Here is an 18,245-nt window from a genome sequence, read left to right on the forward strand (position 1 = left end):
TCTCTTTGTTTGAGCATGATCTTTTCGGGAAACCGGTTTCTGATCATGCTCCAGGTTTGGGGGAATCTCGATGCGCCATCGCACGGCGGCAATATCGGTGGTTTTCGCAGGGATTCTGTCTCTGGCCGGCCCTGAAGCCGTGGCGCAGACCGCGCCCGCGCCTGTGCGGGTGGCGCAAGCGCAGCCGTCCGCCGATCCACTGCTCACCCCGCCGGTTCGACGTCCGCCGAAGCGGGTTCGCATTTATGTCCCCGATCATTGGCAGCCGGACGTCATTCCGCGGTATTTTCCGGGGTCGAATGCGGTGCGGGTGTGCAACGCGACCTATGTGCAGGAGTATCGGCCGAGCGGCACGGTGATCGTGCCGCACATGACCTGCGTCTGGCGCCCGGGTTAGAGCCCTTCAACTCCCTCCCCCGCAAGCGGGACAGATGAACCCAACCAGTACAACGAGCCATTCAAACTCAAATCATTCCGCCCTAAAACCAATCCTTCAGCTTCCATTCCCTCAGCTTCCAGGGCGTGAGCGTCTCCAGCCGCCACTGGACCCAACGATCCGGCGGCCAATGGCTGAGACGCGAGGTCTCCTTGACCACCTTCTTGACCGCGCGGGGCATGACGCGGCGGTGCCGCTGCTTGGTCGCCTCGCTGATCATATCGACGAATTCGGGCTTGTCGGCCATGGCTATTTCCCTCGGCATCGCCGCGCTGGCGTGGCCCGACAAGTCTGCTCTCAACTGCTTAACGACTCCCTTCCCCGATGCCTCGATTTGAGTACAGGCGCAGTAAACGCGAAATGGCTTAGGTCGAACGGCCGTCGCGCTTTAGTTTATTGTTTGCGCATGATCTCCGCGCAAACGCCTTTTCGCGTTTGTCGCGAGGGAAAACCGCTACGCACTTCGCGCTAACGCGGCCCTTCGGGTCCGGATCATGACTAATGCCAGTCTCTGATATCGACGAAATGCCCGGCAATTGCCGCCGCGGCCGCCATGGCCGGAGAGACCAGGTGGGTCCGCCCCTTAAAGCCCTGGCGGCCCTCGAAATTGCGATTCGAGGTCGAGGCGCAACGTTCTTCCGGCTTCAGCTTGTCGGGATTCATGGCGAGGCACATCGAGCAGCCCGGCTCGCGCCACTCGAAACCGGCCTTGATGAAGATCTTGTCAAGCCCTTCCGCTTCGGCCTGCGCCTTCACCAGTCCCGAGCCCGGCACGATCATCGCGTTGACGTTGCCGTTGACCGTTTTTCCCTCGGCGATCCTGGCGGCTGCGCGCAGGTCCTCGATCCGGCCGTTGGTGCAGGAGCCGATAAAGACGCGGTCGAGCCTGATTTCGGTGATTTTGGTCCCCGGCTGCAGGCCCATATATTTCAACGCGCGATGCTTGGAGATGCGCTTGGCCTCATCCTCGATCTTGTCCGGATCGGGCACGAAGCCGGTGACGGAGGCGACGTCTTCCGGCGAGGTGCCCCAGGTCACGATCGGCGGCAGCTTGGCCGCGTCCAACCTGATCTCGTGATCCAAATGCGCGCCCTCGTCGCTGCGCAGGCTTTGCCAGTAACGCATCGCGGCTTCCCAGTCCGCGCCCTTGGGTGATTTCGGGCGGCCCTTGAGGAACTCAAACGCTTTCTCGTCGGGCGCGATCAGGCCGGCCCGGGCGCCGCCTTCGATCGACATGTTGCAGACGGTCATGCGGCCTTCCATGGACAGCGCACGGATCGCCTCGCCGGCATACTCCAGCACGTAGCCGGTGCCACCTGCGGTGCCGATCACGCCGATGATGGACAGAATGATGTCCTTGCCGGTGACGCCTTCGGGCAACTTTCCGTCGACGACCGCGCGCATGTTCCTGGCTTTTTTCTGGATCAGCGTTTGCGTTGCCAGCACGTGCTCCACCTCGGAGGTGCCGATGCCGTGCGCGAGCGCGCCGAACGCGCCGTGCGTCGAGGTGTGGCTGTCGCCGCAGACGATGGTGGTGCCGGGCAGCGTAAAGCCCTGCTCGGGACCGATGACGTGCACGATGCCCTGACGCTGGTCGAACTCGTCGTAATATTCGATGCCGAATTCCCTCGCGTTTTGCGCCAACGCCTTTATCTGCTCGGCGCTTTCGGGGTCGGGATTGGGCTTGGATCGATCGGTGGTCGGGACATTGTGATCGACCACGGCCAGAGTCTTTTCCGGCGCGCGAACCCGTCTTTTCGTCGCGCGCAGGCCTTCGAAGGCCTGTGGGGAAGTCACTTCATGGACCAGATGGCGGTCGATATAGATCAGGCAGGTCCCGTCATCGGCCTCGTGAACCAGATGATCGTTCCAGATCTTGTCGTACAGGGTTATCGGTTTGGACATGAGCTTCATGCTCCGGGAAATATCTCGTGAGAACTAAGGCGCTGATCAGCGCGAACGGAAGGTGCGGCGCTAGCCTGGTCAGGCGCGCGCAAGCTCCGACGTCGCCGAAGTCGCAAACCGTCCGAAGAAGCGGCCGGGCAGCCGTGATCGATCGTCGATGATTACTCGACGGAGCGCTGCGGCCTTGCTGGTCTGATCTGGAACCATGCCGGGTTTTAACATGATGCGCATGATCGCGACAATCAATCGATCATCCAGCGATCGTCCCCACAGGCATGAAAAAAGCGGGGTGCCACCGGCACCCCGCTTTGGTCAAACTGGCATGAGGCGAATTACTCGCCGACGGCGGCCGAGCGCTCCGACTTCTCGACAATGCGGGCCGATTTGCCACGCAAATTGCGCAGGTAATAGAGCTTGGCGCGGCGCACCTTGCCGCGGCGCACCACCTTGATCGAGTCGATCATCGGCGACATCACGGGGAACACGCGCTCCACGCCTTCGCCATAGGAAATCTTGCGCACGGTAAAGCTCTCATTGAGCCCGGCGCCGGAACGGCCGATGCACACGCCTTCATAGGCCTGCACGCGGGAGCGGTCGCCTTCGACCACCTTGACATTGACGATCACGGTGTCGCCCGGTCCGAAGTCCGGAATATCCTTGCCGGCGGACATTTTTTCGAATTGCTCTTTTTCGAGCTGTTGAATGAGGTTCATTGCAATCTCCATCGGCGGCGCGCCCCAGCCGCGAAACGTGCGCGGGCTGCGCAAATGTTCATTTATCCTGCGCGGATTTGGCGCTCCTATACGGCAAAGGCGGGGCGTTGTCACCCTTTGGTCGTGTTTTTTGGCAGCTTCTGGCCGCTGTTTTTGGCCGCCCAGAGGTCCGGCCGGCGCGTTTGGGTGAGGGCTTCGGCCTCCGCGCGGCGCCAGGCGGCCACCCTGGCGTGGTCGCCCGAGGTCAGGATTTCGGGGATGGAAAGTCCCTCGAACTCCTGCGGACGCGTGTATTGGGGGTATTCCAACAGGCCGTCGGCGAAGCTTTCCTCCTCGCCGGAAACGGGTTTTCCCATCACCCCGGGCAAAAGCCGGACACAGGCCTCGATCAGCACCATCGCGGCGATTTCCCCGCCCGAAAGCACGTAATCGCCGATCGAAACCTCTTCCAGGGCGCGCGCCGCGATCACCCGCTGGTCCACCCCCTCGAACCGGCCGCAGACGATTAGGGGACCCGGGCCGCCGGCGAGTTCCACCACACAGGACTGGGTCAACGGCCGACCCCGCGGGCTCATCAACAGCCTTGGTCGGTTTTCTGGCCGATCCGGTACGTTTTCGGCGGCGTCGATCGCCGCTGCGAGCACGTCGGCCCGCAGCACCATGCCCGGACCGCCGCCCGCCGGAGTGTCATCGACGCTGCGGTGGCGGTCGGTGGCGGAATCCCGGATATCGCGCGCTTCCAGAGCCCAGAGGCCGGAGGCAAGCGCCTTGCCCGCCAGGCTCATGCCGAGCGGTCCCGGAAACATCTCCGGAAACAGGGTCAGCACGGTCGCGCGCCAGGGTGAGAGGTACGTCATCGCATCTCTGTTCTTGTCGTCCCGGACAAGTAAGCGCGATCCGGGACCATGAGCACCGCTGCCTATTTTGCGAGGGCTGGGCCAATCAACTTAGCCAATTCCACACGGCCTGCGGTCATGGGTCCCCGCTTTCGCGGGGATGACGGGAAGGACATTCGCCTGGCTCGTCGCCCTCGATCTCTCCGGGCAACACGATCACCACGCGTCCGCCGGCAAGATCAACCGTCGGCACAACGGCGTTCGAGAACGGCAGTAGCATCGTCGCGCCTGCCGGCGGCGCGATCTCGATGATGTCGCCGGCGCCGAAATTGTGGATCGCAACGACGCGGCCGAGTCGCTCATCCTGCGCGGTGACGGCGGCAAGCCCGATCAGGTCGGCATGATAATATTCGTTCTCGTCGGTCGTCGGCAGTTTTTCGCGCGCGACATAAAGCTCGAGGCCGTTGAGACGTTCCGCCTGCTCGCGCGTCGTGATGCCTTTGAGCGTCGCGACCAGGTGATCCTTGACCTCGCGCGCGCTCGTCACTTCAAACTGGCGCGCGCCGTCTTTGGTCGAAAGCGGGCCGTAGCGTTTCACGGCCAACGGGTCTTCCGTGAACGTCCACAGCTTCACCGCGCCGCGCACGCCGTGTGCGGCGCCGATCCGGGCGACGCAGACCGTTCGTTCTACCCTCTCCCCTTGCGGGAGAGGGTGCCCGATATGCGGAGCATTTAGGGCGGGTGAGGGGGAATTTGTCGGTGACGGCCTGGCCTCCTCACCCGGCTCACGCTGATCGCGCTCGCCACCCTCTCCCGCAGGGGGAGAGGGTAACCGCGCCGAAGCATTCGGAGGCTTGTGCTTGCTCACTCGCGGCGTTCGAAGCTACGCCGACTTGGCGGCGGCTTCAGCCTGCGCCTTGCGCTCCTTGCGCGGCACCGCCTTTTTCGGATTGTTGCGCGCAGTGCGCTTCACGACGCCGGCGGCATCGAGGAAACGCGTCACGCGATCCGATGGCTGCGCGCCCTTGGCGAGCCAGGCCTTGACCTTGTCCATATCGAGCTTCAGCCGTTCGGCGTTCTCCTTGGGCAGCAGCGGATTGAAGTGGCCGAGACGCTCGATGAAGCGGCCATCGCGCGGGAAGCGGGAGTCGGCGACGACTACGTGGTAGACCGGGCGCTTCTTGGTGCCGGCACGAGCGAGGCGGATAACGACGGACATTTGGTTCTCCTTTGGATTAGCGCCCGTCATCCCGGGATGGTCCGACGGACCAGACCCGGAATCTCGAGATTCTCAGGCTCGCAATTGCGAACCAAAGTTCGCGCTTCGCGCGTCCCGGAATGACGGACAGTGAGAGTGAGGGTGAAAAAATCATTTCTTCTTTCCCAACGGACCGAGCCCGGGCAGGGTCGGCTTGTTGCTTAAGCCGGTAAGCCCCGGCAGATTCGGCAAGCCCGAGCGCAAGCCGGCGGGAATGTCTTTCGGCAACGCGGGCATGCCACCTGCGCCCGCGCCGCCCGGCATTTTGTCCGCGAGCGCCTTCATCTGTTCGGGTGACGGCGTGCCGCCGCCGAAGCCCATCGCCTGCGCGATGCCGGCCAAAGGGCCGCGTTTTCCCGAGCCCATAGCCTTCATCATGTCGGCCATGTTCCGGTGCATCTTGAGCAGCTTGTTGAGGTCCTCGACCTTGCCGCCGGCGCCGGCGGCGATCCGCTTCTTGCGGCTGGCCTTGAGGATGTCGGGGTGTTTGCGTTCCTGCCGCGTCATCGAATCGATCAGCGCGATCTGGCGCTTCAAAATTCTGTCGTCGATCCCCGCATTGGCAATCTGGTTCTTCATCTTGGCGATGCCGGGCATCATGCCCAGCAATCCCGAAATGCCGCCCATGTTCGACATCTGCAGCAATTGTTCGCGCATGTCGGACAGGTCGAACTGACCCTTTCGCATCCGCTCGGCGGTGCGCGCGGCTTTTTCCGCATCGATATTGGCCGCGGCTTTTTCGACCAGCGACACCACGTCGCCCATGCCGAGAATCCGGCCCGCAATCCGGCTTGGGTAAAAGTCCTCCAGCGCGTCGGTCTTTTCGCCAGTGCCGATCAGTTTGATCGGCTTGCCGGTGACCGCGCGCATCGACAGCGCCGCGCCGCCGCGGCCGTCGCCGTCAACGCGCGTCAGCACGATGCCGGTCAGGCCGACGCGCAGGTCGAACGCGCGCGCCAGATTGACCGCGTCCTGGCCGGTGAGCGAATCGGCAACCAGCAGCACTTCATGCGGACTGGCGGCGGCTTTGATCTCGGCCGCCTCCGTCATCATCTCTTCGTCGAGCGTGGTGCGGCCTGCGGTATCGAGCAGCACCACGTCGTAGCCGCCGAGCTTGCCGGCTTCCAGCGCGCGCCTGGCAATCTCTGTGGGCCTCTGGCCGGCGACGATCGGCAAGGTCTGGATGTCGAGGTCGCGACCGAGCACTGCGAGCTGTTCCATCGCCGCCGGCCGATAGATGTCGAGCGAGGCCATCAGCACCTTGCGCTTGTCGCGCTGGGCGAGGCGGCGGCCGAGTTTCGCGGTGGTGGTGGTTTTGCCCGAGCCTTGCAGGCCGACCATCATGATCGCAACCGGCGGCACCGCGTTGAGATCGAGGTTCTGGCCCTCGGAACCAAGCGTGGCGATCAGTTCGTCATGGACGATCTTCACCACCATCTGGCCGGGCGTGACCGACTTGACGACGGTGGCGCCGATCGCCTGCTCGCGCACCTTTTCGGTGAAGCTGCGGACCACCTCGAGCGAGACGTCGGCCTCGAGCAAGGCGCGGCGCACCTCGCGCATCGCCGCATCGACGTCGGCTTCCGTCAGCGACCCGCGCCGCGTCAGCCGATCGAGAATGCCACCAAGCTTTTCCGACAGATTGTCGAACACTATCTTCTTCCTGCTGCCTCACCCTGAGCAGCAGGCGCGAGCCTGCGTCTCGAAGGGTTGCCACTACCTCTAGCCTCATCCTTCGAGACGCCGCTTTCGCGGCTCCTCAGGATGAGGGATATTCCAAACAATTTTGCGCCCGAGGGCGCACAGCGCTGTCGGGCGTTGGCCTCCGGCATCTGGGGACCGGTCGGCGGGTCGAAAAGGACGTCTTTTCGAGAAGTTGCGCGGGTTAAACGCCGCCGGGGGCGAAAAGTCAAGGAAAGTCCAGCCGAAATGGCAACTTCGTGAAGCGCGTGGAGCCTCCCTGCCCTTGCAGAACAGACATTTTTGTTGCCAATCGTCGCCATGGGTTCTCAAGGCAAATCCTACGATGGACCGCCATCCGATCATTTCGATGGCAGGCTGTTCTTCGACCCCGACGGGGTTCCGCCGAAATCGCTGCGCGATGTGCTGCGCTGGCAGTTCGGGGGGGACCGGCAACGCGAGATCTGGCCCAAATGGGTGCCGAGCCCGCATGCCGATACTCCGCCGCAACGTGTCAACGGCGACAAGGTTCGGCTCTCCTTTGTCGGTCATGCGAGCTGGCTGATCCAGACCTCGGGCAAAAATATTTTGGTCGATCCGGTGTGGTCGGAACGCGCTTCGCCGGTGCGATGGGCCGGTCCGAAGCGGGTCAATGATCCCGGCATCGACTTTTCAGCCCTGCCGCCGATCGATGTCGCTCTGGTGTCGCACGGCCATTACGATCATCTCGACATCGCGACGCTGTCGAAACTCGCGGCGAAATTTTCCCCGCGCATCGTGACTCCGCTCGGCAATGACGCGACCATGCGCCGCGCCAACTCTGCGCTTCGCGCCGAGGCGTTTGATTGGCATCAAAGCGTCGAACTCGGTGGCGGGTTGGCGGCGACCCTGGTGCCGACCCGGCACTGGTCGGCGCGCGGATTGTTCGACCGCAACAGGGCGTTGTGGGCAAGCTTTGTGCTGAAGACGCCAGCCGGCAAGATCTACGTCGTCTGCGATTCCGGTTACGGCGAGGGCAAGCATTTCCGCCGCGTCCGTGAGACACACGGCCCGCTGCGGCTCGCGATCCTGCCGATTGGCGCCTATGAGCCGCGATGGTTTATGCAGGATCAGCACATGAATCCTGCCGATGCGGTCAAGGCGCTTGCCGATTGCGGCGCCGAGCGGGCGCTCGCGCATCATCACGGCACGTTTCAGTTGACGGATGAAGCAATCGACGCGCCGGTCAAGGCCCTGCATGCGGCACTCGACGAGGCGAAGATTCCGCACGAGCGCTTTGTGGCGCTCAAGCCGGGGCAGGTGGTGGAGATACAATAGCGGTATTTCCGTCTTGTCGTCCCGGCCTTGAGCCGGACCCATAGCCACCGCGGCTTCTTTCCGAAGAGAGCTGACGCCATTCGCGCGCCAGACACGACGGCCTGTGGTTATGGGTCCCTGCTTTCGCAGGGACGACAGTTTCAAAGGGTCTCACTGCGCGGGCTTGATCGCCCAGGACACGCTCACGCTCAGCTGGAGTGTCTCTTCTCCTTGCGCGATTGGCGCCTGTTCCGGCGCGGCCGCCATTCTGCGGAACACGATCGGGGCGGGCGCGCCTCCTTCGGAGATGGCAAGCGGCGCGCCAAGCGTGACGCCGGCTGCCCTGGCGTAGATCTCCGCCTTGCGACGCGCGTCCGCGATTGCCTGTTCGCGGGCGTCGTCGAGAAGCTTAGAGGCCTGCGACACCATGAAGCTGATCCCGCCGATATCGTTCGCGCCGGCGCCGACCAGCGTGTCGATCACATTCGCGACCTTGGTGACGTCGCGCAGGCGGATGGTCACCCGGTTGGTGGCGCGATAGCCAGTGATGGTCGGAGGTCCGCCGGGGCGGCTCGGTGCGCTCTGCGGCTGCAGCGACAGTCGCGAGGTCTGGTAATCCTTCTCGTCGATGCCGGCACTCTTGAGTGCCACCAAAACCTTGCCCATTGCCAGATTGTTGGCATCCGACGCCTCGCGCGCCGTCTTGGCTTCCGTGGTAACGCCGGCATCGATCTGTGCCAGATCGGGAGGGACCGAGATCCGCGCTTCGCCGGTGACGGAGATCACCGAAGGCGGCTCCGTCTGCGCGTGCGCCGGCGCACCGATCAGAATAGCTGCGGCGAGGACGACAGCAAGCGCAAGCGAGCGTGGAGCGCGGTGCCTCACGGCTCTCATTTCAATGGCACGTAGACATTGATCACCAATTTGTCCTCCGCCGTTTTCAGGGGGTCGGTGATGTACTCCTCGATAAAAGTGTCTTTCGCCTCCAGCTTCTTGTCGTCGAGGTGATTGGTGATGGCCTCGTAAGTGTTGTCCATGTTCTCGTATGATCCGCGATGGACAAACTTAAGCGCCTTGCCTTCGGGCGATTTGCCCATGCTCATTGCTTTGGCCAGATTTTTCGGCTCCTGATCGACCGGAATCTGCGCCTGATAGGAAAATCCGGTATCGTCGGTGGAAGTGTAGACGATCATCGAATTGCCGGATGACTTGATGCCCTGCTTGTCGAGGAATGTCGACACGGTCTTCAAGGACTCGAGCAGCGTGTCGAACGCCGTGTCCCAGTTGGCCGTGCCCTTGACGAGGACCACCGTTTTTGGCGTCAGCGTAATCTCCTCGCCAAAGGGGTCGGCGGTGCGGACCGGTGCGGGTCCACCCGGCGAGGGCGCCGGGGTAGCCGAGGCCGCAGGGGTGGGCGAGGAGGCTGGCGCTGGTGTTGCCGAAGCTGCCGGCGGCGTAACCGTCGGGCTGGCCGACGGATTTGGGGCAGGTGTCGGGGAGGCCGGTGCCGAGGCGGCGGGTGCAGAGGGCGTCGGCGATTGTGCCAGCGCGGTGGTGGCGAAGTTTAGCGAAATCGCGGCCACCGGGACCAATGCGACCATGGCAAGGCGGAAACGACGGGGGCGGCTCATCAGGTATTCTCCGTAAAGTCGTTCGGCAGGGCGCCAAGGTCCCCGGCTCAAGCGTCAGGGTGGATTCGGCAAATCACATGCGAACATCCGATGCTAACACGCCCGCTCGGCTTTCGTCGCCTGTCAGATATTCATGGGCCTCCGTGGCCGGCAAAGGCTCCCGACACAGATTCACCACACTGGCCGATCCCTCACCAGAGCTCCGATTCCGAAGTTCGCAAGCAGTTGTGGCGACCCCAGATGCGAACTTCGGAATCAAAGGAGCTCCAGCATCTTGTTGATTTGAGTAGCGGCTTCGAATTTGAGTTCCTGTCACGAACTTGCCGCGATACTGATAGGACCTTCAAATTCGCCACACTAGTCAATCTCCCGTCATTGGCCATATAAGGCAGGCACGAACCGGGATCCCGATGAGCGCGCTCGCCAACCACAGCTTTTCCAAGATGAACGGCATCGGCAACGAGATCGTCGTCGTCGATCTGCGCGACAAGGCCGGCGTCGTCACGCCGGAGGAAGCCCGCGCGGTGGCTTCGGCCAAGGGTGTTCATTTTGACCAGCTGATGGTGCTGCAGCCGGCGCGCCTTGCCGGCACCGAGGCCTTCATCCGCATCTACAACAACGACGGCTCGGAATCATCGGCCTGCGGCAATGGCATGCGCTGCGTGGCTCGCCGCCTGTTCGAGGCCAGCGGCCAGACGGAAGGCACCTTCGAAACCAAAGCCGGTCTGCTGAATTGCTGGCGTAAAGGCGATCTCTACACCGTCGACATGGGGCCGCCGAAATTCGGCTGGAAGGACATTCCGCTCGCCGAGGAATTCCGTGACACGCGCTATATCGAGCTGCAGATCGGCCCAATCGATGCGCCGGTGCTGCATTCGCCTTCCGTGGTCAGCATGGGCAATCCGCATGCGATCTTCTGGGTCGACGACGTCGACGCCTTCGATCTTTCGCGGTTTGGCCCGCTCCTGGAAAATCATCCGATCTTCCTGGAGCGCGCCAATATCACGCTCGCCCACATCGTCGATCGCGATCACATCACCATCCGCACCTGGGAGCGTGGCGCCGGATTGACCAAAGCCTGCGGCTCGGCGGCTTGCGCTGCGGCGGTGGCGGCGGCGCGGCTCAAGCGCGCCAATCGCACGGTTGAGGTCAGCCTGCCCGGCGGCGAGCTCGGAATCGAGTGGCGCGAGCGCGACGATCACGTGTTGATGACGGGTACGGCGACCTTCGAATATGAAGGCCGGTTCGATCCCGCGCTGTTTGCGTCATGAGCGTCGAAGTCCTCACCTTTGGCTGTCGCCTCAACGCCTTCGAATCCGAGGTGGTGCGCGCCAAGGCCGAGCGCGCGGGGCTTGCCGACACCGTCGTCATCAACAGCTGCGCCGTCACCAACGAAGCGGTGGCGCAGGCGCGCCAATCCATACGCCGGCTGAAACGCGAACGCCCGGACTTGCGCATCGTCGTCACCGGCTGTGCGGCGCAGACCTCGCCTGAAATGTTCGCCGCGATGGAAGAGGTCGATAGGGTCGTCGGCAATCACGACAAGATGCAAGGCGAAACCTGGCACAAGGCGCGCGCGGCGCTTCAGGCAGCGGAACCATTCGGCATCGAGGCCAGCGAAAAGATTGCGGTCGCCGACATCATGTCGGTCAGGGAGATGGCACCGCATCTTCTGCAGGGATTTCAAAAAGCCCTGCCGCGGGTGTTCGTGCAGGTGCAGAACGGATGCGATCACCGCTGCACCTTTTGCATCATTCCGTTTGGCCGCGGCAATTCGCGCTCGGTGCCGATGGGCGCGGTGGTCGAGCAAGTCCGCAACCTGGTCGAGCACGGCCATGCCGAGATCGTGTTGACGGGCGTCGATCTGACGAGTTACGGCGCGGATCTGCCTGGAGCTCCGAAACTCGGCCAACTGACCAGGCAGATCCTGCGGCACGTGCCGGAATTGAAGCGGTTGCGGATTTCATCGGTCGATTCGATCGAAGTCGACCGCGATCTTCTCGATGCGATCGCAGGCGAGGACCGCCTGATGCCGCATCTGCATTTGTCGCTGCAGTCGGGCGACGATTTGATCCTCAAGCGGATGAAGCGCCGGCATTCCCGAAAAGATGCGATCGATTTTTGCGCGCTGGTGCGGCGCTTGCGGCCCGACATCGTGTTCGGCGCCGACATCATTGCGGGTTTTCCGACCGAAACCGAGGAAATGTTCGCGCGCTCACTCGATTTGATCGACGAATGTGACCTGACGTTCCTGCATGTCTTTCCGTTTTCGCCGCGACCAGGCACGCCGGCTGCCAAAATGCCGCAGGTCGCAAGCGCTGCGATCCGGGAACGCGCCGGGACGTTGCGGGCTGCGGGGGAGGCCGCGTTGCGGCGGCGACTTGCCTCCGATATCGGCGCAACGAGGCGGGTCCTGATCGAAAGCGCAAAGCAGGGCCGCACCGAGCATTTCCTCCCTGTCGCGATCAGTAGCGGGAAGATCGGCGCTGTCGAGAGCTTCGTCGTCAAGGGAAGCGATGGGGCGCGGCTGACGGTGTGACGAGTCACTCCCCGTTCCAGCCGCAGACCTTGAGGCGTTCCCACATATCTGAAGGCGCCGGCGCAGTCACTCGCACCGCCTCCTTGTTCCGGGAAATCGGAATCACGATCTCGCGGGAATGCAGATGAAGGCGCGGGCCACCAAAGCGCGGCGCGTTGCCGTAAATGTTGTCACCGACAATCGGCCAGCCCTGAGCTGCCGAATGCACGCGCAGTTGATGGGTGCGGCCGGTGACGGGCTCGAGTGCCAGCCATGCCAGCTCATTGCCGCGTCCCATCACCTTCCAGTTGGTGACCGCCGATTGCCCCTGCGGGTCCGGCTTCTGCCACCAGCCTCGTTCGGCATTGAGGCGGCCGAGCGGCATATTGATGGTACCTTCGTTCTCGGCCGGGCCGCCTTCGACCACGGCCCAATAGGTTTTCGAAATCCTGCCATGCTTGAACAATAGACCGAGCGACGCCGTTGCCTTGCGGTGGCGCCCGAGCACCAGACAGCCTGAGGTCTCGCGGTCGAGCCGGTGGGCGAGAACCGGCGGGCGCGGCAGGCCAAACCGCAACGCGTCGAAGGAGGACTCGAGATTGGCGCCCCCCTTGGGGCCGCGATGCACGGGCAGGCCTGCGGGCTTGTCGATCACCAGCATGAGCCCATCGCGATGGAGGACGCGGGCCTGGATTTCCGCCGCGGTCAGTTCGGGAACCTCGATGGTGGCGTCAAGGCTTTTGTTCGAGTGGAGTGGATTTGACATTCGCTACCCCACTAGCCGCAAGCTCGAAAAGCGAATGTCAAATCCAAAGCTCCACTGGCAACATTATATCTGCTAGTGGTCCTCTGATTCCAGCATTCGCAAAGGTGCTTGCTGAGGCGGTGTGCGAATGCTGGAATCGGACCGCTAGACCCGAAACGGCTAACACACCTCGTGTAGCAGGCACCAGATTGATATGAACGATACTACTTCCGAAAAATCCAAAATAAGCTGGTGGCGGCGGCTTTCGAGTGGCTTAAAGCGCACTTCGAGCTCGATCGGCACAGCGGTGGCCGATCTCGTCACCAAGCGCAAGCTCGACCGCGCCATGCTCGACGATATCGAAGACGTGCTGCTCCGCGCCGATCTCGGCACCGAAGTTGCTGCCCGCGTCGCTGCATCCGTTGGCGTCGGTCGCTATGACAAGTCGATTTCGGCAGACGAGGTGAAAAGCGTGGTCGCGGCCGAGGTCGAAAAGGTGCTTGCGCCGGTGGCAAAGTCCCTTGTCATCGACGAGACGAGAAAGCCGTTCGTCATTCTCGTGGTCGGCGTCAATGGTTCCGGCAAGACCACGACCATCGGCAAGCTCGCCGCAAAGTTCTCCGCCGAGGGCCGCAAGGTGATGCTGGCGGCCGGGGATACTTTTCGCGCAGCCGCCATTGATCAATTGAAGATCTGGGGCGAACGAACCAAATCGCCCGTCATCGCCGGCGCGCAGGGCTCGGACTCCGCAAGCCTTGCCTTCAACGCGCTGTCGGCGGCGAAAGAGGGGAAGCTCGATGTGCTGCTGGTCGATACCGCGGGCCGCCTGCAGAACAAGTCCGAATTGATGAAGGAACTTGAAAAGCTCGTTCGCGTCATGCGCAAGGTCGATGACACCACGCCGCACGCGGTGCTGCTGGTGCTCGACGCCACGGTGGGACAAAATGCGCTCTCGCAGGTAGAAGCGTTTCACCGCACCGCAGGTGTCACCGGACTTGTCATGACAAAGCTCGATGGCACCGCGCGCGGCGGCATTCTGGTGGCTTTGGCGGAAAAGCACGCCTTGCCGGTGCATTTCATCGGGGTCGGTGAAGGCATCGAGGATCTCGCGCCTTTCACCGCGCGGGATTTCGCGCAGGCCATCGCCGGCATCGAGGCATGATCCTGAAAGACACCGATCGGGTTTCGATCAAGAAAAAAGCGTGAGCCAATAATGGACAAGACCCAGCCGCATCCGCTGTTCAAGCTAGCGACCGAACTCGGGCCTCTCCTGGTGTTCTTTGTCGCGAACGCCAAATTCCACCTTTTCGTCGCCACCGGCGCCTTCATGGTGGCGGTGGTCGCAGCGATGGTCGCTTCCTATGTGGTGACGCGGCACGTGCCGCTGATGGCACTGGTCAGCGGCACCATCGTCATCGTGTTTGGCACGCTTACGCTGGTTTTGCACGACGAGACCTTCATCAAGGTGAAGCCCACCATCATCTATGGCCTGTTCGCCGCCATTCTCGGCGGCGGGCTGCTGTTCGGCCGTTCCTTCATCGCGATCCTGTTCGATCAGATGTTCAATCTGACCCCGCCTGGCTGGCGCATCCTCACCCGGCGCTGGGCCCTGTTCTTTCTCGGGCTGGCGGTCCTGAACGAAATCATCTGGCGCACCCAGAGCACCGATTTCTGGGTGGCGTTCAAGGCATTCGGCGTGATTCCGCTGACGATGGTTTTTGCGGTGACACAGATGCCGCTGATCAAGCGCTTCCACCTCGAGCCGGCCTCGCTGGAAGCAAGCGAGGCGGCGGAAGGCGATGTGAGCAAGGGATGAGACACCACACCGGTCATTCCGGGGCGCGAGCATCTTAGCGAGCGAATCCGGAATCTCGAGGTTCCCCGATGCGCAATTGCGCATCTGAGGTCTGGTCCTGCCGGACCATCCCGGAAATGACGACTACGTCGTCACTTCAGCGCCTTGTCGATCTCGGATTTCAAAACCGTGTTGAGATTGTCCGGCGTCACCGGACCGACCAGCTTGTAGACGATGGTTCCTTCGCGCCCGACGATGAAGGTTTCCGGCACGCCATACACGCCCCACTCGATCGAGGCGCGCCCATTGGCATCGACACCGACAACGCCAAAGGGGTTGCCGTAGCGGCCGAGAAAGCGGCGGGCGTTGTCGGCGGAATCCTTGTAGTTGATGCCGACGATCTGCAGCCTCTCGTCATGGCCGAGCTCGGTCAGAAGCGGCGCCTCGTCATGACACGGCACGCACCACGACGCCCAGACATTGACGATGCTGACCTTGCCTTTGAAGACGGCAGGATCGAGTCCCGGCACCAGCGCGCCTTTGTTGACGAGCCCATCGAGCGGCGGCAGGACCGTCTGTGGTGCCGGACGGCCGATCAGCGCGGATGGAATACGCGACGGATCGCCGCTGCCGAGCCGAAACCAGAAGATCGCGGCCAGCGCAGCGAAGGCGATGAGTGGTGCGGCCATCAGCCAGCGCGATCTCTGCGGCGCGCCGTCAGTCGTCGAGTTTTCGCTCATTTCAGATCCGTTGCACTGCGACCGGAGCGCCTCAGCACGCCTCCGGCTTCAAGTTCGTGCAGTTGTTGCTTCTGGCGACGATAGTCGACCGCGATCCAGGCAATCAGCATCGCCACGACCGCGGCCACCAGCAGATAGGAAGTTACGATGAAATTTGCGTAGGGGCCAAGTGACATCGCGTTCATGCCGGGCGCCGAGTGCTCTGCGCCACCTGCATCATCTGTAATGTGCGCACCCGGCGGCGCAAAATCTCGTTGCGCATCGCCGCCAGATGCAGCGTGATGAACAGGAACGAAAACGCCACCGCCATCACCAGAAGCGGGATCAGGAAGGCGCGGTCCAGCGCAGGCCCGCCCATCCGCATCACCGAGGCCGGCTGATGCAGCGTGTTCCACCAGTCCACCGAGAACTTGATGATGGGAAGATTGATGGCGCCAACCAGGGTCAGGATCGCCGCCGCTCGCGCAGCGCGCGATTGATCCTCCACCGCGCGCCACAGCGCGACCAGTCCGAGATACATCAGGAACAGGATCAGCACCGAGGTCAGCCGCGCATCCCATTCCCAATAAGTGCCCCACATCGGCCGTCCCCACAGCGAGCCCGTCACCAATGCGAGAAAGGTGAAAGCCGCGCCGATCGGGGCGGCGGCCTTTGCCGCGACATCCGCCAGCGGATGCCGCCATACCAGGGTGCCGAGCGCCGCCACGCTCATTACGCCCCAGACAAACATCGACAGCCAGGCGTTCGGCACATGAATGAACATGATCTTCACCGTAGCGCCCTGCTGATAGTCGTCGGGCGCCATCGCCGATTGATAAAGCCCGATCGCGAGCAGGATCGCGGTCGCTGCCGCAAGCCACGGCAGCGCACGGGTGGCGAGGGAGAGGAACCGGGTGGGGTTGGCAAGATCGATCAGCGTCATGGGCATCCTGTTAACGGTCGCGGCTGTTGCAGGCAATCAGCACGAAGGTTTTCCGCTAATGGTCTGATTCTAACATTCGCCCCCTTCTCAGCGGTCACTTTGCGAATGTTAGAATCGAATGACCATTAGCAAATATATGGCTTTAGTGGAGTTTGGGATTTGACGTCCGCTTTCCAAATTTGCGGCTGGGGTAGCGAATGTCAAATCCACTCCGCTAGAGTTGATCGGCATCAACTCGCGCATGATCGGACAGCGCGCGACCGTTCGGACTGGCAATCATCTCCTATCAATCCAATCCGTGCCGCAGGCTTGCGGCCGCCGCGAAAGGTCCAACGACAAGGCTGACCAGCGACAGCGCGCACAAAATCGAAAATGGTGCACCGAATGACAGCGGTTCCGTGATCGCGGCTTGCGAAGCGGCCACGCCGAAGATCAGCACGGGAATCGACAGCGGCAGCACGAGCACCGCAAGCAGGAGCCCGCCGCGACGCAGCGTCACCGCGAGCGCCGCGCCGATCATGCCAGTGAAGGTCAGCGCCGGCGTGCCGGCCAGCAGGGTGAGCGCGACGGCCGACGTCGGTGCGGCGTCCAGGTTGAGCAACAATCCCAGTACTGGCGTTGCGATGATGAGCGGCAGTCCGGCGGCAAGCCAATGGGCCAGCGCCTTCGCCGCGCAGGCCAATTCGAGCGGAGTGCGGCTCATCACGATCAGATCGAGCGAACCATCCTCGTGATCGGCCATGAACAGGCGATCGAGCGTCAGCAGGCTCGCCAGCAGCGCCCCCAGCCAGAGGATCGCGGGCCCCAGCCGCGCCAAAAGCGCAAGGTCGGGGCCGACGGCGAACGGCATCAGCACCACGACGCTGAGAAAGAACAGGACGCCGATCAGCGCGCCGCCGCCGACGCGAAGCGCGATCCTGATGTCTCTGCGGATCAATGCGGCAAGCGCGGTCACGAGGCGTCCCCGATGCGAAGTTCCCGCGCGGCGACGCCGAGCGGGATGTGGGTGGCGGCGACGATCAGCCCGTCGCCCGCCAGATGTTCGGCCATCAGGGCGGTGAACAGGGTTTTTCCGGTCGAATCGAGCGCATTGGTCGGTTCGTCGAGCAGCCAGACCGGCCGCCGCACGGTGAGTAGCCGCGCGATCGAAAGCCGCCGGCGCTGCCCGGCGGACAGAAAGGAAGCCGGCGAATGCGCCGCATGATCGAGCCCCACCTTGGCCAGTATCTCGGCCGGATCAAAGCTCGCTCCGCCAAGAAAATCCCGCCAGAAAGCGAGATTTTCCAACACGCTCAGTGCCGTTTTGAGGGCGTCGCGATGACCTAGATAATGGGATTGCTCGGCTAGGGTCAGTTCCGCATCGCCGCCTTCCAGACCGATCGATCCGGCGAATGGCGCCAAAAGGCCCGCAATCAGGCGCAATAATGAGGTCTTGCCCGACCCGTTCGGGCCGACCACCGCGAGCGCTTCGCCGGAGGCGGCCTCGAAATCGAGGCCCGAAAAAACCTCCCGGCCACCTCGCACACAGCAGACCTCGCGCCCCAAGAGCCGCATCTTGCCCCTTCGCGGCGCTTCCGGAAATTCGGGGCACCGCATCATCAGATGTTTACAGGCAGCGCATTGCTGCAAAACCCTTACCGGTGTGGCGGCGAAGCTTGAAAGATTCTATAAACCGGAACTCCAAGCAGCGCACAATTTGCAGCTGCAAGCCGATCGGCCAAGCCTCTTGGCCGGTGCTATAATACCCTGCCGTAAACGACAATTCTGGGA

At 62.8% G+C, this 18,245-nt stretch carries 21 protein-coding genes; 6 read left to right on the top strand and 15 right to left on the bottom strand.

Going from position 1 to position 18,245, the window contains the following annotated elements; translation table 11 throughout:
- The first annotated feature begins 70 nt into the window (after positions 1-70).
- The gene (locus tag VNX23_RS17380; RefSeq protein ID WP_325631987.1) at positions 71-397 is read left to right on the top strand and encodes a hypothetical protein; all 327 of its coding nucleotides are present in this window, start codon (positions 71-73) and stop codon (positions 395-397) included.
- Positions 398-479: 82 nt separating this feature from the next.
- Here VNX23_RS17380 and VNX23_RS17385 read toward each other — a convergent pair whose 3' ends face one another.
- The 7 genes from VNX23_RS17385 to ffh form a co-directional block, all read right to left on the bottom strand.
- Entirely contained in the window at positions 480-683 is a 204-nt protein-coding gene (locus VNX23_RS17385) for a hypothetical protein (RefSeq protein WP_325631989.1), read from the bottom strand.
- 251 nt (positions 684-934) lie between these two features.
- Positions 935-2,341: a 3-isopropylmalate dehydratase large subunit gene (gene leuC, locus VNX23_RS17390; RefSeq protein WP_325631990.1), complete on the bottom strand. Its 1,407-nt coding sequence runs from the start codon at positions 2,339-2,341 to the stop codon at positions 935-937.
- 332 nt (positions 2,342-2,673) lie between these two features.
- Entirely contained in the window at positions 2,674-3,054 is a 381-nt protein-coding gene (gene rplS, locus VNX23_RS17395; protein WP_325631992.1) for a 50S ribosomal protein L19, read from the bottom strand.
- A 110-nt stretch (positions 3,055-3,164) separates the two neighbouring features.
- A complete protein-coding gene (trmD, locus tag VNX23_RS17400) occupies positions 3,165-3,911 on the bottom strand; it encodes a tRNA (guanosine(37)-N1)-methyltransferase TrmD (RefSeq protein WP_325631994.1) in 747 nt (248 codons plus the stop codon).
- A 115-nt stretch (positions 3,912-4,026) separates the two neighbouring features.
- Positions 4,027-4,611, bottom strand: coding sequence for a ribosome maturation factor RimM (gene rimM / locus VNX23_RS17405; RefSeq protein WP_325632077.1), 585 nt, complete (start codon positions 4,609-4,611; stop codon positions 4,027-4,029).
- Positions 4,612-4,773: 162 nt separating this feature from the next.
- Entirely contained in the window at positions 4,774-5,109 is a 336-nt protein-coding gene (gene rpsP / locus VNX23_RS17410; RefSeq protein ID WP_325631996.1) for a 30S ribosomal protein S16, read from the bottom strand.
- A 150-nt stretch (positions 5,110-5,259) separates the two neighbouring features.
- Positions 5,260-6,801, bottom strand: coding sequence for a signal recognition particle protein (ffh, locus tag VNX23_RS17415; protein WP_325631997.1), 1,542 nt, complete (start codon positions 6,799-6,801; stop codon positions 5,260-5,262).
- 348 nt (positions 6,802-7,149) lie between these two features.
- Between ffh and VNX23_RS17420 the strand changes: the two genes are divergently transcribed.
- The gene (locus VNX23_RS17420; RefSeq protein ID WP_325632079.1) at positions 7,150-8,145 is read left to right on the top strand and encodes an MBL fold metallo-hydrolase; all 996 of its coding nucleotides are present in this window, start codon (positions 7,150-7,152) and stop codon (positions 8,143-8,145) included.
- Between the two features lie 150 nt (positions 8,146-8,295).
- On the opposite strand, the gene VNX23_RS17425 is transcribed toward VNX23_RS17420, so the two are convergent.
- Both VNX23_RS17425 and VNX23_RS17430 read right to left on the bottom strand, forming a co-directional pair.
- Entirely contained in the window at positions 8,296-9,018 is a 723-nt protein-coding gene (locus VNX23_RS17425; RefSeq protein WP_325631999.1) for an SIMPL domain-containing protein, read from the bottom strand.
- Positions 9,015-9,755 (bottom strand): GyrI-like domain-containing protein, encoded by a 741-nt coding sequence (locus VNX23_RS17430; protein ID WP_325632001.1) that lies wholly within the window; start codon positions 9,753-9,755, stop codon positions 9,015-9,017. Before VNX23_RS17430 ends, VNX23_RS17425 begins: the two co-directional genes overlap by 4 nt.
- 410 nt (positions 9,756-10,165) lie before the next feature.
- Between VNX23_RS17430 and dapF the strand changes: the two genes are divergently transcribed.
- Together dapF and mtaB are read left to right on the top strand one after the other, a co-directional pair.
- A complete protein-coding gene (dapF, locus tag VNX23_RS17435; protein ID WP_325632003.1) occupies positions 10,166-11,026 on the top strand; it encodes a diaminopimelate epimerase in 861 nt (286 codons plus the stop codon).
- Complete coding sequence (gene mtaB, locus VNX23_RS17440; RefSeq protein ID WP_325632004.1) at positions 11,023-12,294, top strand: tRNA (N(6)-L-threonylcarbamoyladenosine(37)-C(2))-methylthiotransferase MtaB; 1,272 nt, start codon at positions 11,023-11,025, stop codon at positions 12,292-12,294. The genes dapF and mtaB overlap by 4 nt, the downstream gene beginning before the upstream one ends.
- A gap of 4 nt (positions 12,295-12,298) precedes the next feature.
- Here the strand turns inward: mtaB and VNX23_RS17445 are convergent, their stop codons facing one another.
- Complete coding sequence (locus tag VNX23_RS17445; protein WP_325632006.1) at positions 12,299-13,039, bottom strand: RNA pseudouridine synthase; 741 nt, start codon at positions 13,037-13,039, stop codon at positions 12,299-12,301.
- A 193-nt stretch (positions 13,040-13,232) separates the two neighbouring features.
- Here VNX23_RS17445 and ftsY point away from each other — a divergent pair, with 193 nt between their 5' ends.
- Positions 13,233-14,180 (top strand): signal recognition particle-docking protein FtsY, encoded by a 948-nt coding sequence (ftsY, locus tag VNX23_RS17450; RefSeq protein ID WP_325632007.1) that lies wholly within the window; start codon positions 13,233-13,235, stop codon positions 14,178-14,180.
- A 51-nt stretch (positions 14,181-14,231) separates the two neighbouring features.
- The gene (locus VNX23_RS17455) at positions 14,232-14,834 is read left to right on the top strand and encodes a septation protein A (RefSeq protein ID WP_325632009.1); all 603 of its coding nucleotides are present in this window, start codon (positions 14,232-14,234) and stop codon (positions 14,832-14,834) included.
- Between the two features lie 131 nt (positions 14,835-14,965).
- Here the strand turns inward: VNX23_RS17455 and VNX23_RS17460 are convergent, their stop codons facing one another.
- From VNX23_RS17460 to ccmA, 5 genes are all read right to left on the bottom strand, one after another.
- Entirely contained in the window at positions 14,966-15,553 is a 588-nt protein-coding gene (locus tag VNX23_RS17460) for a DsbE family thiol:disulfide interchange protein (RefSeq protein WP_325632011.1), read from the bottom strand.
- Complete coding sequence (gene ccmD, locus VNX23_RS17465; RefSeq protein WP_325632081.1) at positions 15,550-15,729, bottom strand: heme exporter protein CcmD; 180 nt, start codon at positions 15,727-15,729, stop codon at positions 15,550-15,552. Before ccmD ends, VNX23_RS17460 begins: the two co-directional genes overlap by 4 nt.
- A gap of 5 nt (positions 15,730-15,734) precedes the next feature.
- Positions 15,735-16,475, bottom strand: a complete 741-nt coding sequence (locus VNX23_RS17470) for a heme ABC transporter permease (RefSeq protein WP_325632012.1) — start codon at positions 16,473-16,475, stop codon at positions 15,735-15,737.
- A 286-nt stretch (positions 16,476-16,761) separates the two neighbouring features.
- Positions 16,762-17,430, bottom strand: coding sequence for a heme exporter protein CcmB (gene ccmB / locus VNX23_RS17475; RefSeq protein WP_325632014.1), 669 nt, complete (start codon positions 17,428-17,430; stop codon positions 16,762-16,764).
- Positions 17,427-18,029 (bottom strand): heme ABC exporter ATP-binding protein CcmA, encoded by a 603-nt coding sequence (gene ccmA, locus VNX23_RS17480; protein WP_325632016.1) that lies wholly within the window; start codon positions 18,027-18,029, stop codon positions 17,427-17,429. Before ccmA ends, ccmB begins: the two co-directional genes overlap by 4 nt.
- Between the last annotated feature and the right edge of the window lie 216 nt (positions 18,030-18,245).

The sequence above is a fragment of the Bradyrhizobium sp. genome (genome assembly GCF_035570375.1).
Lineage (GTDB): Bacteria > Pseudomonadota > Alphaproteobacteria > Rhizobiales > Xanthobacteraceae > Bradyrhizobium.